This window comes from Brucella pseudogrignonensis, assembly GCF_032190615.1.
GTDB classification, from domain to species: Bacteria; Pseudomonadota; Alphaproteobacteria; order Rhizobiales; family Rhizobiaceae; genus Brucella; species Brucella pseudogrignonensis_B.
In genome coordinates this window covers 1,334,999-1,350,727 of sequence record NZ_JAVLAT010000002.1, presented here as the reverse complement: position 1 = coordinate 1,350,727, position 15,729 = coordinate 1,334,999, and the positions used below count along the sequence as shown (strand labels likewise).

Genomic DNA, 15,729 nt, shown 5'->3' with positions numbered 1-15,729 from the left:
TTCTTTATGAAATCAGTTGAGAAGAAAAGCCGCCTAAAATCAAGACGGCTTTTCAAAATTTGTGAGAGCGATAAGAAAAGCCTAAGGCATTATTCTTGATGCTTATTTAGTGACAGCTAAGCCGTATAAACGGTTTTCCCGCCAACGATCGTGCGGTTAACACGGCCCTGGAAGCGGGCACCTTCAAAACAGCTGTTTTTTGAGCGCGAATGCAGGTCTTCTTCGCGAACCACCCAAGGCTCATCGAGATCAACAATCGCAAGATCTGCTTTTGTACTAGGCTTCAGCGTTCCTGCATCGAGACCAAAAATCCGCGCAGGAGCGGTTGAAAGCACTTCCACCAGACGAAGCAGCGGGATGCTGTCGTTGTGGTGAAGACGAAGCGCCGCTGCCAGCAGCGTTTCCAGACCAATCGCGCCAGCTTCCGCATCTGCAAAAGGCAGACGTTTTGTGTCTACATCCTGCGGGTCATGTGCCGAAACTACAATGTCGATAGTACCGTTTTTCACGGCCTCAACCATTGCCAGACGATCTTCTTCGTTGCGAAGCGGTGGTGAGAGCCGGAAGAATGTACGAAATTCGCCGATATCGTTTTCGTTAAGCGACAAGTGATTGATGGAAATGCCAGCGGTGACATTTGTGCCGTGCTCTTTTGAACGCTTGAGCGCATCGGCTGACATCGCGCAGGAAATTTGTGCTGCGTGATATTTGCTGCGAGTGAGGGCAGCCAAACGCAGATCACGCTCCAGTGGAATCACTTCCGCTTCACGTGGGCTTCCCGAGAGTCCAAGCCAGCTTGCAAACAGCCCTTCATTCATCACGCCATTGGCACCGAGATATGGATCGCGTGTTTCGCAGGCAATTACAGCATCGAAATCGCGCGCATAAGTGAGCGCACGACGCATCAGCTGCGTATTAACAAGCGTGTTGCGACCTTCAGTGAAGGCAACCGCACCTGCATCGCGAAGCAGGCCGATTTCCGTCATTTCCTCACCATGCAGGCCCTTGGTAATGGCAGCGGCGGGATGCACATTGACGATAGCCGTGTCGCGTGCGGTTCGCTTGACGAATTCCACAAGCGCCACGTCATCAATAACCGGATCGGTATCCGGCATCATGATGATTGAGGTTACACCGCCAGCCGCTGCGGCCTGACTGGCCGATGCAATGGTTTCACGATGCTCGGCGCCCGGCTCGCCTACGAAGACGCGGGAATCAACCAGACCCGGCAAAATAGCCATGCCATTGAGGTCGATGATTTCAGCACCTTCCGGGGCACCTTGATTACGGGCATCTGCACCGCTGGCGACAATCTTGTCGTCTTTGATCAAAAGGCTTCCAACTTCATCGAGCCGGCGTGACGGATCGATGATGCGGGCATTTTCAAAAAGAATCGCACTCATGCCCGTTCTCCTGCGGCTGTTTCGCGTCGGGGATCGAGCAAGGCTTCCATAACCGCCATACGAACGGCGACACCCATTTCCACCTGCTGCTGAATCATGCTCTGCGGACCGTCTGCGACATCAGATGCGATTTCGACACCGCGATTCATCGGGCCCGGATGCATGACGAGTGCGTCGGGCCGCGCGATTTTCAGCTTTTCTTTGTCGAGACCGTAGAAGCGGAAATATTCACGCACCGATGGTACGAAAGAGCCAGCCATACGCTCACGCTGGAGGCGCAGCATCATGACGACATCGGCGTCTTTCAGACCTTCTTCCATGGTGTTGTAAACTTCAACACTCATATCGGCGATGCCGGAAGGCAACAGAGTCGATGGGGCGACGACGCGAACACGCGCGCCAAGTGCATTGAGAAGCAGGATATTGGAGCGCGCAACGCGCGAGTGAAGCACATCGCCGCAAATGGCAACGATCAGGTTCCCGATGTCGCCCTTGGCACGGCGGATGGTCAGCGCATCAAGCAGCGCCTGTGTTGGGTGTTCGTGCGCACCGTCGCCCGCATTGACGACTGCGCAGCCGACTTTTTGCGCGAGAAGCGCCGCAGCACCAGCAGATGCATGGCGAATGACCAGAATGTCTGGCTGCATGGCGTTCAGCGTCATCGCGGTGTCGATGAGCGTTTCGCCCTTTTTGACCGATGAATTGCCCACCGACATGTTCATCACGTCCGCGCCCAGCCGTTTTCCGGCGAGTTCGAACGATGATTGCGTTCGCGTCGATGCTTCAAAGAAGAGGTTGATTTGGGTGCGACCGCGCAGCACGGACTTTTTCTTCTCGGACTGTCTGGAGACAGCCACTTCCTGATCCGCAAGATCGAGAAGACAATTAATGTCCAGGGGCGATAGCCCCTTGATGCCAAGCAGGTGGCGATGAGGGAAAATCGGTGAGACCGTTTGATTTGTCATGGCAAGTCACCCGTATAGAGCCGCAAGAACTGGACCGCAACCGCCCTTATAATGGCTTTGGCCGATTCACAAAGAAAAACCTGTATTCTTTGGGCATAAAGCGGTGGGCTGTGTGAAAATGTTAGGAAATTACGATGCAAGAAAGCATAGAATGTTAAATCGCTGAGCCGCAAAAGGCTCACGAGCTGAATTTGAATTGAACAGAACCAAACGGATGAGCCTGTGAAAACGCACGAAGTCACCAACCAGACACCGTCCATGACGGGCACAAATGCATATCTGGGCGATCCGCTTCTGATACAGATCGCAGCGCGTTTCCCAAAAGAACTGCATTCTGATCTGGAAAACACCGGACGTTTCGTCATGTCGGCAGAAGCGCAGGATCTGGCGCGTCTTGCCAACACCGAATTGCCAAAGCTGCGCACGCATGATCGTCAGGGTCGTCGCGCTGATCTGGTGGAATATCACCCCGCTTATCATGCGCTGATGCGCCGTTCGATTGCGCAGGGCCTTCATTGCTCAATTTGGGAGGCCAATCCAGCTGAAGCCGGACGTCGCCATCAGGCTCGCGCCGCGCGCTTCTTCCTGACAGCACAGCTTGAGGCAGGGCATCTCTGCCCGTTGACCATGACCAATGCGTCGCTTGCAGCCGTCATGGCGTCGCCCGATCTCTACAAGGAATGGTCGCCGCAGATTCTGTCGCGCAAGTATGATTCCTCGCAAAAGCCTGCTCTGCAGAAGCACGGCATAACGCTTGGCATGGGCATGACCGAGAAGCAGGGCGGCACGGATGTTCGCGCCAATACTACCCGCGCAGAACGCAATGAAGATGGCACCTATGCAATCAGCGGCCATAAGTGGTTCATGTCGGCGCCTATGTCGGATGCCTTTCTGGTGCTGGCACAGGCGGAAGAGGGGCTTTCCTGCTTCCTGTTGCCGCGTCTGACCAATGAAACGGCTGGAAACGGCTTCTACTTCCAACGTCTCAAAGACAAACTCGGCAACAAATCCAATGCTTCATCCGAAGTCGAGTTCGACGGCGCGATTGGTCATCTGGTCGGTAATCCCGGCGAAGGCGTCAAAACCATCATGGATATGGTGACACTGACGCGGCTTGATTGTGCGGTTGCCTCTGCTGGTCTGATGCGCTCAGGGCTGGCCGAGGCCGTTCACCATGCGCGTCATCGTGAGGTGGGTGGGCAAAAGCTCATTGAACAGCCGCTGATGAGCCGCGTTCTTGCCGATATGGCACTGGATGTCGCGGGTGCTACCGCACTTTCCATGCGTCTGGCGCGCGCTTTTGATATGGCTGCAAGTGATCGCGCGGAAGCGGCTTTTGCGCGCTGCATGACGCCGGTTGTGAAATACTGGGTCTGCAAAATTGCACCGGCATTGCTTTATGAAGCGATGGAGTGCCTTGGCGGCAATGGCTACATAGAGGAAGGAAATCTCGCACGGGCCTATCGCGAAGCGCCGGTCAATGCGATCTGGGAAGGCTCGGGCAATGTGATGGCGCTTGATGTGGCGCGTGTGCTTTCGCGTGCTCCAGCTTTGTTCGATGAAGTTCTCGACTGGATCAGCGGGCAGCTGGGCGTACGCGGGCAGGGGACGATTGATGTGTTGCAGGCGGCCTTGCAGCTAACCGAAACCGATCAGGGTGTTGCGCGCCTTCTGACAGAGCAGCTTGCTTATGCTGCTGCCGCCGCAGAACTGCGTAATCTTGGCGCGGATGATGTGGCCGATGCATTTATCGAAACGCGTCTTGGTGGTCAGTGGCGTTCGACCTATGGCATGCTGGACGCACGCCATAATGCCAATCGGATATTGGACCAGCTTTATCCGGCGTCGTAATCGCTGTCATCGACGTTCGATGAGCGCAGCATGTGCAGGCGATCGAGCGCACCTTGCAAAATGAAGGAAGCTGCGGCCGAATCAATCCGTTCGGCCCGCTTTCCGCGTGAAACGTCCATGCCGATCAGCGCGCGTTCGGCTGCGACTGTAGACAGGCGCTCGTCCCAGTAGACGAAGGGCAGGTCGGTCAGTGGCTGCATAGTGCGCACGAAGGCGCGCGTCGCCTGAACGCGTGGACCAGCTGAACCGTCCATGTTCATCGGCAGGCCAATAATAATGACGCCGACCTTGTCTGCTTCGAGTGCTTTCAGCAGCACCTGTGCATCGATTGTGAACTTGGTGCGTTTAATCACGGGACGCGGATGTGAGAACGACAGGCCGAGATCAGAAACCGCAAGGCCGATAGTTTTGGTCCCAAGATCAAGCCCGGCGACTGTCTGGCCGGGTTGCAGAATTTCCAAAACGTCTTCGATCTCAACGACGGCCATATGTCCTCATAGTATTTTGATCAGGCTTCATATTGCCTGATGGAATTGCAACGTAATATCTGTTTTAAAACTGAAAATCGAGCCGCAAGGAGACACACAATGAAAATCACCTGGTTGGGCCATGCAGCCTATCGCGTTGAAACGGAACAAGCGGTCATTCTCATTGATCCGTTTATCAATGGAAATCCGGGCGCCAAGGGCATCGATTTTAATGAAGCGACTAAAGGCACCACGCATATCGCGCTGACTCACGGTCATGGTGACCATATCGGCGATACAGTGGCAATCGCAAAGGAACATGGTGCAACGGTCATAGCAAATGCCGATCTTGCCGCTTGGCTTGGGAGTCAGGGTGTGGAAAAGCTGGATCCGGGCAATACTGGCGGCACGCTTTCTTTTGACGGATTTACTGTCACATTTGTCAATGCGCTCCATTCATCAGCTACCCTGACGGACGGCTGTGAAAGTCAGGCGCTGGGCAACCCGAACGGGTTGGTATTCCATTTCAACAATTCTCCATCGCTTTATCACATGGGAGATACGGATATTTTCTCCGATATGGCGCTTATCAATGAATTGCATCAGCCGGAGATCGGTATAGTTCCTATTGGCGATCGCTTTACGATGGGTGGTGCTGTGGCAGCTCTTGCCTGTCAGCGTTATTTCAACTTTAAAACCGTACTACCATGCCACTACGGTTCTTTCCCGATCATTGATCAGAATGCGGATAAGTTCGTTGCTGGCATGGAAGGACAGACGAATACCAAAGTTCTGGTTGCTCCAGCGGGCACGGTTCATAGTTTCTAACTATGGATGGAAGCGCAAGAAATGTTGCGCTTCCGCACCCACACCGTTATAGCCGGTAAAAGAACCTTTTCGGGGTGGTTTCGTGCCGTCCTAAACATATAATTGCGGAGAACAGGATGTCCGTCGATATTTCCACCGTCAAGCGCGTCGCGCATCTTGCGCGTATTGCTGTCACTGAAGACGAAGCAGAGCGCATGACCGGCGAACTCAATGCAATTCTGGGCTTTGTCGAGCAATTGAACGAAGTCGATATCGAAGGCGTTGAGCCCATGACGTCGGTTTCGCCGATGAAAATGCGCTTGCGCGAAGATGCAGTGACGGACGGAAATATCGCCAGTGCGGTTGTTGCCAATGCGCCTGTGACCGAAGACAATTTCTTTGTCGTGCCAAAGGTCGTGGAGTAAGCCGATGGCTATCCGGGTTTCCATCGAGACCCCATTGCAGGATGATGTGCGTGATCTTGTTGAAGCATTGAACGCCCATATGCTGCCGCTTTCGCCTATCGAGTTCCAGTTCAAGATGACTGTTGAACAGATGGCAGAGCCAGACACGACAGTTTTCGTCGCGCGAGATGAAGACGGCAAGGCCGTCGGCTGTGGCGCATTGAAGATGCATGACAACGATGTTGGTGAACTTAAGCGCATGTTCACGCGCCCTGAAGTTCGCGGTAAGCGTATCGGCTCACATCTTGTTGATGCGATTGTCGAGCAGGCAAAAGCCAAGGGTGCTTCGCATTTGGTCCTTGAAACGGGTACTGGTCCCGGCTTTGAGAGTGCCTGGCGGCTTTATGAAAATTCGGGTTTTGCGCGCTGCGGAGTGGTTTTAGATTATCCCGATTCCGAATACAGCGCCTTTTTTGAAAAGCGCCTTGCTGAGGCATGACTTTACAGGATTAGATGATGAGCGAACTGACCGCACTGACCATTGCCGAAGCGCGCGATAAGCTGAAGGCCAAAGCCTTCACTGCGACGGAACTGACTGAAGCCTATATTGCGGCTATTGATTCTGCCAATGACAAGCTCAATGCCTATGTCGCTGTAACGCCTGAAAAGGCGCGCGAAATGGCAAAAGCTTCCGATGCACGCATTGCGGAAGGCAAGGCCGGTGCTCTCGAAGGCATTCCACTTGGCGTAAAAGATCTGTTTGCGACGAAGGGTGTTCACACGCAGGCTTGCTCGCATATTCTTGATGGTTTCAAGCCTGAATATGAATCAACCGTCACTTCTAACCTTTGGGCTGACGGCGCTGTTATGTTGGGCAAGCTCAACATGGACGAATTCGCCATGGGCTCGTCCAATGAAAGTTCTTATTACGGCCCTGTGAAAAACCCTTGGCGTGCGAACGGCTCAGATGTTGATCTCGTGCCGGGGGGATCGTCGGGCGGTTCAGCAGCGGCGGTGGCCGCGCATCTTTGTGCTGGTGCCACGGCATCTGATACAGGTGGTTCAATCCGTCAACCAGCGGCATTTACCGGCACAGTTGGTATCAAGCCAACCTATGGCCGTGTTTCGCGCTGGGGTGTTGTCGCTTATGCGTCGTCGCTTGATCAGGCTGGTCCGATTGCGCGCGATGTGCGCGACGCCGCAATTTTGCTGAAATCCATGGCATCGGTCGATCTGAAAGATACAACCTCAGTTGATCTGCCGGTTCCAGATTATGAAGCAGCGATTGGAAAGTCACTGAAGGGTCTCAAGATCGGCATTCCGAACGAATATCGTATCGATGGTATGCCAGAAGAAATCGAAGCGCTTTGGCAGAAGGGCATCCAGTATCTCAAAGATGCTGGTGCGGAAGTTGTCGATGTTTCGCTGCCGCACACGAAATATGCGCTTGCTGCCTATTATATCGTGGCACCTGCGGAAGCTTCTTCCAACCTCGCACGTTATGACGGTGTGCGTTATGGTTTGCGCGTGCCGGGCAAGGACATTGCCGATATGTACGAGCAGAGCCGCGCCGCTGGCTTCGGCAAGGAAGTAAAGCGCCGTATTCTGACTGGAACTTATGTTCTGTCGGCTGGCTATTACGACGCTTACTATCTGCGTGCGCAGAAGGTTCGTACGCTGATCAAGAAAGACTTTGAAAATGTCTTTGCGAGCGGTGTTGATGCAATTCTGACGCCGATTACGCCTTCTGCTGCATTCAGCATCGGTGACAAGGAACTCGCGAACGATCCGGTCAAGATGTATCTCAATGATATCTTCACCATTACACTCAATATGGCTGGTCTTCCGGGAATCGCTGTTCCTGCGGGCCTCAACGATCAGGGCTTGCCGCTTGGTTTGCAGCTGATCGGTCGCCCGTTCGAGGAAGAAACTTTGTTCCAGGCAGCAGGTGCAATTGAGCAGGCAGCCGGACGCTTTACCCCGAAAAAATGGTGGTAAAATCTGAAACTCTCATTCGCCGGGCATTCCCCGGCGAATTTGTTTTGATGGCTGATCTAGCAGTTCGCGCATGGCAAACCGGAGGGCGTGACATTACGTTTACGGACGAAAGCCGGTCGGAACTTCAGGTCAAGTTCCTGCGTGATTTGCATGAGAATGCCGATGGTGTTTTGTTGGCAGAACGAAGCAGTGAGATTCTCGGCTGGGGCGCTTATGTCCCGAACACAAACTATATTTCAGACCTCTGGGTTCATCCGCTCTATCATGGTCAGGGAGTTGGCGGAGCACTGCTTGATGCGCTGATGGCGCAGATTGTACTGAATGGCTTTTCAGACGCAGAGATAGGCACTCATGCCGACAATCTTCGGGCAATTAAGCTTTATGAAAAATTCGGCTTTCGTATTTATCAGCATGGCGAAGAATGGTCGGCGAGTTTTGGATGCATCGTTGAAAAAGTGCGAATGCGTGCTGACTTATAAAGCGTCATTGCCCTTTTGAGACATACGCCTATCCTCTTGTAAGGAATCGTTTTTTCAGAGGAGGGGCACATGTGGATTATGCTTACGGACGTTAGCGGCGAACGGGTTGCGGTCAATTTCAACCATGTTTTGTCATATAATGCCTATGGTACGGGAACGCGTATTGTGACGCTGAGTGCTGATCTCACATTCTTCGTCAAGGAATCTATTGATGACATACAAACGAAGCTAGGCATCGATGTGAAACAATAAATCACGCGATCAGCGATTGGCTTTTCTTCGTTTTTTGGCACTTGATCGCTTGACCTTCCAGCGATGGGAACCCTTATTTTTTGACATGAGATAAACCATGGAGGTTCTCATGACATTTTTGAATATGCTTTTGGGTGGCAATAAACGCATAACAAAGACTTTTTTAGTGAGCGTATTGGTTGCATGTCTCGGAGCGGGTATTGCTCAAGCGCAGACTGGAACTAGCGATGCCCATATGCACCATGGTGGTGGCCCTGAGAAAGCTGACGCATCTTCTGCAGATTCTGCGGTGTTGGCTTATAAAGCTGCCAATGACCGTATGCATCAAGGTATGGCTATAGAATATAGCGGTGATGCTGATGCAGATTTTATGCGTGGAATGATCCCTCATCATCAGGGTGCCATTGATATGGCTCGGGTGGTACTAAAATATGGTTCTGATCCGAAGGTAAAAGCGCTCGCGGAAGAAGTCATCTCCGCACAGGAAGCCGAAATCAAAATGATGCAGCAATGGCTGACAGAGCACAATAAATAAAGTGACGGCGGGCGTGTATATGCGCCCGCTATCTTTCACGGATTGATAATCCAACGAATTGATTACCTATCGTCAGGCTGAGTTAAATATCAAGCTCTTCCACAAACGCAGCGCGATCCTGAATGAAGCGAAAGCGCGCTTCCGGCTTTGTACCCATCAAGTCATCAACGGTGCTGCGCGTTTCATCGATATAATCCTCATCCACATGAACACGAAGAAGCGTGCGCTTTTTCGGATCCATGGTGGTTTCTTTGAGCTGCTCGGCGCGCATTTCACCAAGGCCTTTGAAGCGGCCGATTTCAATTTTGCCACGTCCGGTAAACATCGTACGGAGCAGTTCGTCCTTGTGCGCATCATCACGAGCATAAGCGACTTTGCCACCCTGACTGAGACGATACAGCGGCGGGACAGCCAGATAGAGGTGACCGTTGCGGATGAGGTCTGGCATTTCCTGATAGAAGAACGTGATGAGCAGCGATGCAATATGCGCGCCGTCAACGTCAGCATCGGTCATGACGATAACGCGATCATAACGTAGATCATCTTCGCGATAATTCTTGCGGGTGCCGCTCCCCAGTGCCTGAACCAGATCGGCAATCTGCTGGTTGGCTGTCAGCTTCTCACGGCCAGCACTGGCAACGTTCAGAATCTTGCCACGCAGCGGCAGGATTGCCTGATTGGAACGATTGCGTGCCTGCTTGGCGGAGCCGCCAGCTGAGTCACCTTCGACGATAAAAAGTTCAGCGCCCGCAGCCGCATTCTGCGTGCAGTCTGCAAGCTTACCCGGAAGACGCAGTTTGCGCGTGGCACTCTTGCGGACTGTTTCTTTTTCCTGACGGCGACGCAGGCGCTCTTCCGCACGATCGACAACCCAGTCGAGCAGGCGCGAAGCTTCCTGTGGCGAGGCTGTAAGCCAGTGATCGAACGGATCGCGGATGACATTTTCCACGATACGTTGCGCTTCGACAGTTGCAAGCTTGTCTTTGGTCTGACCGACAAATTCCGGTTCCCGAATGAAGACCGAGAGCATGGCGGCTGCTGAAATCATCACGTCATCGGTGGTGATGATCGAAGCGCGCTTGTTGTTGGTCAGTTCGGCATAGGCTTTGAGGCCACGCGTCAACGCAATGCGCAGACCTGCTTCATGCGTGCCGCCGTCGCCCGTCGGGATTGTGTTACAATAAGAATTGACGAAGCCGTCGCCACCATACCACGACACCGCCCATTCAACGGCACCATGCCCGCCCTGCTTTTCGGTGCGGCCGGAGAAAATCTCACGCGTCACCTGATGTTCTTTGCCAAGCGACGCCGCAAGATAATCCTTCAAGCCACCGGGGAAGTGGAATACAGCCTTTTCCGGTGTTTCCTTTTTCGGGTCGAGAAGTGCGGGATCGCAGCTCCAGCGAATTTCTACGCCACCGAAAAGATAAGCCTTTGAGCGCGCCATGCGATAAAGCCGATGCGGATCAAAATGTGCGTTCTTGCCAAAAATATCCGGGTCGGGATGGAAACGGACGCGCGTACCACGACGGTTGTGCACTTCGCCGACATCTTCGAGACCACCCTGCGGAATGCCGCGCGAAAAGCGCTGGCGATAAAGGCGGCGATTGCGTGCAACTTCGACTTCCAGAACATCGGAAAGCGCGTTAACCACCGAAACACCGACACCGTGCAGACCGCCTGAGGTTTCATAGGCTTTGCCGTCAAACTTACCGCCTGCATGCAGCTTTGTCATAATGACTTCAAGGGTCGATTTTCCAGGCACCTGTGGGTGTTCGTCGACCGGAATACCGCGTCCGTTATCGCTGACGGTCAGGAAGCCTTCGGCATCAAGATTGACTTCGATGAAGTTGGCGTGGCCTGCAACGGCTTCGTCCATCGAGTTATCAATGACTTCTGCAAAAAGGTGATGCAGCGCCTTTTCGTCGGTGCCGCCGATATACATACCGGGGCGCAGACGCACAGGCTCGAGGCCCTCAAGAACACGAATGGAGGAGGCGTTGTAATCATCAGCACCAGATGAAACAGGTGGAGCCTTGGTCGCGACAGGCGCTGGCTTCGTTGTAGACGGTGCCGTTGCCGTTTGCGCAGCAGGCGTCGATACAGAAGCCTTCTTGGGCTGCTGTTCCATCTGCCGTTCACGGGCATTGTTCACTACTCTGGAAAAGAGATCGTTATCGTCCATCTTTGTCCGAAAAGCTTTCTATCTGAAACCTGAAGGACCGCCCCCAGCGAACGGCACCAAATTTATATCTGCGAATCACATATATAATGCCACTGTAATACCCGCATTGCGAATAAAGTTCGCCTTACGTTCCAGTTTAGTCCCAAGTTATCAAGTGGTTTTGCCTAAAGCGAGACCGATTTGCACCATAAGCACGGCTAAAGTCAAACCGCATGCTTCCTTACGCGGATTAAGATAGAAACCGGCCAACCATTCGCGTAAGCGCAATTGCAGTGATGAAATTGTGAGTAATAAAATGCAGGGCAAGGCGACAGGCGGTACCGAAGCACACGTTAAAGGCATGGCGATCATGGTGCTTTCGGTGTTGCTACTGCCGCTTATGGATGCCATCGGCAAGTGGCTTGCCATGATGGACAATATGCCACCGGCGACTGTCACCTTCATGCGCTTTTTCATTCAGTCAGGGCTGATGTTTCTTGTGCTTATTGTTATGGGCGGTCTGAGTGCGCTGCATACGAAGCATCTTACGGGCAATCTTGTGCGTGGCGCCCTGATGGGTTTCGGCGGAACATGTTTCTTCACTGCCGTTAAATATATGCCGCTCGCCGACGCCATGGCGGTGTTTTTTGCGGAGCCGCTGATCCTTACATTGCTATCTGCTGTCTTTCTTAAAGAGAAGGTCGGTTGGCGCCGGTTCAGTGCGGTCGGGATTGGTTTGATCGGCACGATGATCGTTATTCAGCCGAGCTTTGAGATTTTTGGTGCTGTATCTCTGTTGCCATTGGCGACTGCCGTCACTTTTGCAATCTATCTGATTTTGAACCGCAAATATGGTGCCAAGGAAGGTCCAGTCGTGATGCAGTTTTATGCTGGCGTCGGCGGATCGCTGATCGCAGGTCTGTTTATGATTTTTGGCACGGCTGCTGGCATTGGAGATTTGAGCTTCGCGCTGCCTCATAGTCTACAGCCTTGGTTGTTGCTGTTTTTGCTGGGCTCTATTGGCACAATCAGCCATTTGTTGGTGGTACAGGCATTTAAGCTTGCACCGGCATCTATGCTGGCACCGTTTCAGTATCTGGAAATCGTCAATGCGGTTTTGGTTGGGTTGATTATATTTGGTGATTTTCCGACACCATCGAAATGGTTTGGTATCTTCATTATTGTGGGATCTGGCTTTTACGTCTTCATGCGCGAAAGGCGAATAAAAGCCGTATGATTATTTCGTCTGACGTGGGCCAAAGACGCTTTCAAAAGCTATTCCCAGTGCCACGTCAACGTCGCCCATGGTGATCGGCAGACCTAGATCGACAAGGCTGGTCACGCCATATTCCGCAATGCCACAGGGCACAATGCCGCCAAAATGTTCGAGCTCTGGCTCGACATTGATGGCAATGCCGTGGAAGCTCACCCAGCGGCGAAGACGGATGCCGATAGCAGCGATCTTATCTTCACACATGCCTCCATTGGAAAGCAGTGGCTTTTCGGGACGTGAAACCCAGACGCCAACACGATCTGCGCGGCGTTCACCTTTGACATTGAACTGCGCCAATGTCTCGACGATCCATTGTTCAAGTGCGGTGACAAATGCCCGGACGTCTTCACGGCGACGCTTCAAGTCCAGCATCACATAGGCCACGCGCTGGCCGGGGCCGTGATAGGTGTATTCACCGCCACGTCCGGTGTTGAAAACTGGGAAACGATCCGGCGTCAGCAGGTCTTCGGTATGAGCGCTGGTGCCAGCAGTGTAAAGCGCCGGATGTTCGACAAGCCAGACAAGTTCGTTTGCGGTGCCTTCGCGAATTGCTTGCACGCGCTCTTCCATGAACGCAAGTGCTGCTTCGTAATCTGTCAATCCATCCGCGACGAGCCACTCAACTGCAGGCTGGTCGTTCGACTGCGGGAGAAAACGCGGTGCGGCGACTAACGTGTCACGTCCAATATGGCGCGGTTCGTCATCCGTAACAAAAATGGAAGGAGCGGAGCTGTCGTTCATGATCGCAGCATATGGCGCTTTTTCAAGTCGGGCACCAGATGTCAAAATGCCTCTTTTTCTTAACCAGTTGTTCCAGCGGGAATACTGGTAGAATGCGTGCTGTGATCAAAGCCAGGAAAGATTTCGCAGGTGATGGGAGCCACAACATCAATTTTCAGGCCAGTCGGGGCGAAATCAATATCGCACCGCGCTTTGAGTTCTTCCGCGAGAACCAGGCGTATGAGACGTTGTCCAAAACCGCGACGCGATGGACGTGTGACGGTCGGTCCGCCACTTTCAACCCATTGCATGTGGAATTTGTGTTCTCTGTTATCAATGATAACGTTCCAACTGAAATCGATGCTGCCGTGCTCATCCGACAATGCGCCGTATTTAACAGCATTTGTGGCCAGTTCATAAAGGCCAAGCGAAAGCGAAACGGTAATTCGGTCGCACACAAAGAGCGATGGGCCACTTATGCGAATGCGATTGCCGTAGGTTCTATTGAACGGTTCCAGTGCTGTGTCGGCAATTTGTTTGATTGTTGCGCCGTTCCAATTCTCTTGCAGCAGCATATCATGTGCTTGTGCCAGTGCATGCAAGCGTTCGTTAAATAATTTGCTTGCTTCATCGGAATTACTTGCATTGCGTAATGTCTGGTTGGCAATTGATTGAACCATTGCCATCGAGTTCTTGAACCGATGTGAAATTTCCCGTGTCACAAGTGCTTTGTCGGCTTCGTTCTGCTTGCGTTCTGTCACGTCTAAGATAACACCGACCAGAGCCGGATTCTCACCAAGCAAGGCTTTTGCTCGGGTCTCAACCCAAAGAGTTTCTCCAGCTTTATTGATGATCCGATATTCCATGGAATAAGGTTCGCCGTTTATAAAAGCGGCCTCAGTCTGCTGGATCACAGCCATTCGATCTTCAATAGCGATCAATTCAACAATCTGATCGAAATTAATGGGCTCATTCTCTGTGAAGCCGAATATTCGTCGACATTCTGCTGATCCGGTCACAATTCCGCTGTTTAAATCACGTGACCAATAACCGATATTGGCCGCATCAACGATATAATCGAGATGTTTTTGGTGTCGAGCAGTTTTCGTGGAAAGCAGGTCACGTTCTTTTTGAAGTTCAACAAGCTGTTTGAGTTCCAATGTCACATCGAGCTGCGTTGCAACGAAATGCTCGACCTGACCGTCAGCGTTTTTAACAGGCGAAATATGCAGGCGATTCCAAAATGCTTCGCCGGATTTCTTATAGTTCAGAACGTCAATGTCGATTGCGGTTTCAGCATGTAATGCATTGCGAATAGCATCGATATGATCTGCGCGCGTTCCTTCGCCCTGCAAAAATCGACAATTTTGGCCGATAACTTCTTCCGCAGAATGGCCCGTCAAATTCAGGAACGCTTCGTTTGCATAGACAATTGGATTGTCTGGAAGGCGTGGATCGGTAATAACCATCGGCGTGGGGGTATGCTCAATCGCAGCCAGAAACGGGTTTGCAGTGCCCGATAACAAGCTAGTCGAATTCATTCTGGCAGTTATTGGTTCCGCCTGCACGACTTTCCCCGCTATTTAACAGTGACCCAATTTATTATGGGTTCAAACGAACCATCACTAATAGCAGATTCTAATAGAAACATAGCCATACCTTTGTATTATCGGAAATTTTAGCCGCGAATGCGATGATGGATCATGAATGACGGGAGCTTGTCAGGTGTTGAGGGCGCTATATATTTCTCCCTATCATTCAGCGCATGTTCATCTGGCATTGAGCATGATGTGTGCAGTTGAACTGGAGAACAAGATGATCAAAACGTTGAAAAAAATGATGGTTGGCTTGATCGGTGCGACTTTTATGATTGGGGCTATGGCGCCGGTCTCTGCCGCTCCGGTCCTGCCGACAGCACAGGTTGCAGGCTCTGATAATGTCTTGAATGTTCGCGATGACCGTTGGCGTCGTCACGGTAACGGTAACTGGAATGGAAATCGTCCGGGAAATCGGCCTGGCTGGAATGGTCATCGCCCGGGTCCGCGTCCAGGCTGGAACGGCAACCATCGGCCACGTCCTGGATATTGGAATGGTCATCGTGGTTATAATCACTATCGCCAAGGCTATCGTCGTCACAATGACGGCTGGTGGTATCCACTTGCAGCGTTCGGTGCTGGTGCGATCATCGGCGGGGCTATTGCATCACAGCCAGCGCCGCAGCCGGTTTATCGTCAGAGTAACAACCATGTTCAGTGGTGCTACAACCGATATAAATCTTACCGGGCGTCGGACAATACGTTCCAGCCATATAACGGCCCACGTCAGCAGTGCTATTCGCCTTACCGATAGCAGGATTTGACTCCTGAGATGAACAGCCGCTCTAATTGGGCGGCTGTTTTGTTTATTCTGGC

At 52.4% G+C, this 15,729-nt stretch carries 16 protein-coding genes; 10 read left to right on the top strand and 6 right to left on the bottom strand.

Annotation, left to right across the window (positions count from 1 at the left end):
• Positions 1-116: 116 nt before the first annotated feature.
• Entirely contained in the window at positions 117-1,403 is a 1,287-nt protein-coding gene (locus RI570_RS17655; protein ID WP_313829973.1) for a dihydroorotase, read from the bottom strand.
• Positions 1,400-2,368, bottom strand: a complete 969-nt coding sequence (locus RI570_RS17650) for an aspartate carbamoyltransferase catalytic subunit (protein ID WP_313829971.1) — start codon at positions 2,366-2,368, stop codon at positions 1,400-1,402. The genes RI570_RS17655 and RI570_RS17650 overlap by 4 nt, the downstream gene beginning before the upstream one ends.
• Before the next feature lie 222 nt (positions 2,369-2,590).
• Here RI570_RS17650 and RI570_RS17645 point away from each other — a divergent pair, with 222 nt between their 5' ends.
• Positions 2,591-4,219 (top strand): acyl-CoA dehydrogenase family protein, encoded by a 1,629-nt coding sequence (locus RI570_RS17645; protein ID WP_313829969.1) that lies wholly within the window; start codon positions 2,591-2,593, stop codon positions 4,217-4,219.
• Here RI570_RS17645 and ruvX read toward each other — a convergent pair.
• Positions 4,204-4,707 carry a Holliday junction resolvase RuvX gene (ruvX, locus tag RI570_RS17640; RefSeq protein WP_313829967.1) on the bottom strand — a complete coding sequence of 168 codons (504 nt, stop codon included), beginning with the start codon at positions 4,705-4,707 and terminating at the stop codon, positions 4,204-4,206. The genes RI570_RS17645 and ruvX overlap by 16 nt on opposite strands.
• A 99-nt stretch (positions 4,708-4,806) precedes the next feature.
• Here ruvX and RI570_RS17635 point away from each other — a divergent pair, with 99 nt between their 5' ends.
• From RI570_RS17635 to RI570_RS17605, 7 genes are all read left to right on the top strand, one after another.
• Entirely contained in the window at positions 4,807-5,514 is a 708-nt protein-coding gene (locus RI570_RS17635; protein ID WP_313829965.1) for a metal-dependent hydrolase, read from the top strand.
• A gap of 116 nt (positions 5,515-5,630) precedes the next feature.
• Positions 5,631-5,918: an Asp-tRNA(Asn)/Glu-tRNA(Gln) amidotransferase subunit GatC gene (gene gatC / locus RI570_RS17630; protein ID WP_313829964.1), complete on the top strand. Its 288-nt coding sequence runs from the start codon at positions 5,631-5,633 to the stop codon at positions 5,916-5,918.
• A gap of 4 nt (positions 5,919-5,922) precedes the next feature.
• A complete protein-coding gene (locus RI570_RS17625) occupies positions 5,923-6,396 on the top strand; it encodes a GNAT family N-acetyltransferase (protein WP_313829962.1) in 474 nt (157 codons plus the stop codon).
• A gap of 17 nt (positions 6,397-6,413) precedes the next feature.
• Positions 6,414-7,895: an Asp-tRNA(Asn)/Glu-tRNA(Gln) amidotransferase subunit GatA gene (gene gatA / locus RI570_RS17620; protein WP_313829960.1), complete on the top strand. Its 1,482-nt coding sequence runs from the start codon at positions 6,414-6,416 to the stop codon at positions 7,893-7,895.
• Between the two features lie 47 nt (positions 7,896-7,942).
• Positions 7,943-8,374, top strand: coding sequence for a GNAT family N-acetyltransferase (locus RI570_RS17615; RefSeq protein ID WP_313829959.1), 432 nt, complete (start codon positions 7,943-7,945; stop codon positions 8,372-8,374).
• A 69-nt stretch (positions 8,375-8,443) separates the two neighbouring features.
• On the top strand, positions 8,444-8,626 hold the full coding sequence (locus tag RI570_RS17610) for a hypothetical protein (RefSeq protein ID WP_313829958.1): 183 nt from the start codon (positions 8,444-8,446) through the stop codon (positions 8,624-8,626).
• A gap of 109 nt (positions 8,627-8,735) precedes the next feature.
• Positions 8,736-9,161, top strand: coding sequence for a DUF305 domain-containing protein (locus RI570_RS17605; protein ID WP_409558690.1), 426 nt, complete (start codon positions 8,736-8,738; stop codon positions 9,159-9,161).
• A gap of 82 nt (positions 9,162-9,243) precedes the next feature.
• On the opposite strand, the gene parE is transcribed toward RI570_RS17605, so the two are convergent.
• Positions 9,244-11,346: a DNA topoisomerase IV subunit B gene (gene parE / locus RI570_RS17600; protein WP_313829956.1), complete on the bottom strand. Its 2,103-nt coding sequence runs from the start codon at positions 11,344-11,346 to the stop codon at positions 9,244-9,246.
• Positions 11,347-11,641: 295 nt separating this feature from the next.
• On the opposite strand from parE, the gene RI570_RS17595 reads away from it, so the two are divergent.
• Positions 11,642-12,562, top strand: coding sequence for a DMT family transporter (locus RI570_RS17595; protein WP_313830086.1), 921 nt, complete (start codon positions 11,642-11,644; stop codon positions 12,560-12,562).
• On the opposite strand, the gene lipB is transcribed toward RI570_RS17595, so the two are convergent.
• Complete coding sequence (gene lipB, locus RI570_RS17590) at positions 12,563-13,339, bottom strand: lipoyl(octanoyl) transferase LipB (protein WP_313830085.1); 777 nt, start codon at positions 13,337-13,339, stop codon at positions 12,563-12,565.
• A 59-nt stretch (positions 13,340-13,398) separates the two neighbouring features.
• Positions 13,399-14,859 carry a PAS domain S-box protein gene (locus RI570_RS17585; protein ID WP_313829954.1) on the bottom strand — a complete coding sequence of 487 codons (1,461 nt, stop codon included), beginning with the start codon at positions 14,857-14,859 and terminating at the stop codon, positions 13,399-13,401.
• Positions 14,860-15,133: 274 nt separating this feature from the next.
• Between RI570_RS17585 and RI570_RS17580 the strand changes: the two genes are divergently transcribed.
• Complete coding sequence (locus tag RI570_RS17580; RefSeq protein ID WP_313829953.1) at positions 15,134-15,667, top strand: BA14K family protein; 534 nt, start codon at positions 15,134-15,136, stop codon at positions 15,665-15,667.
• Positions 15,668-15,729 lie beyond the last annotated feature (62 nt).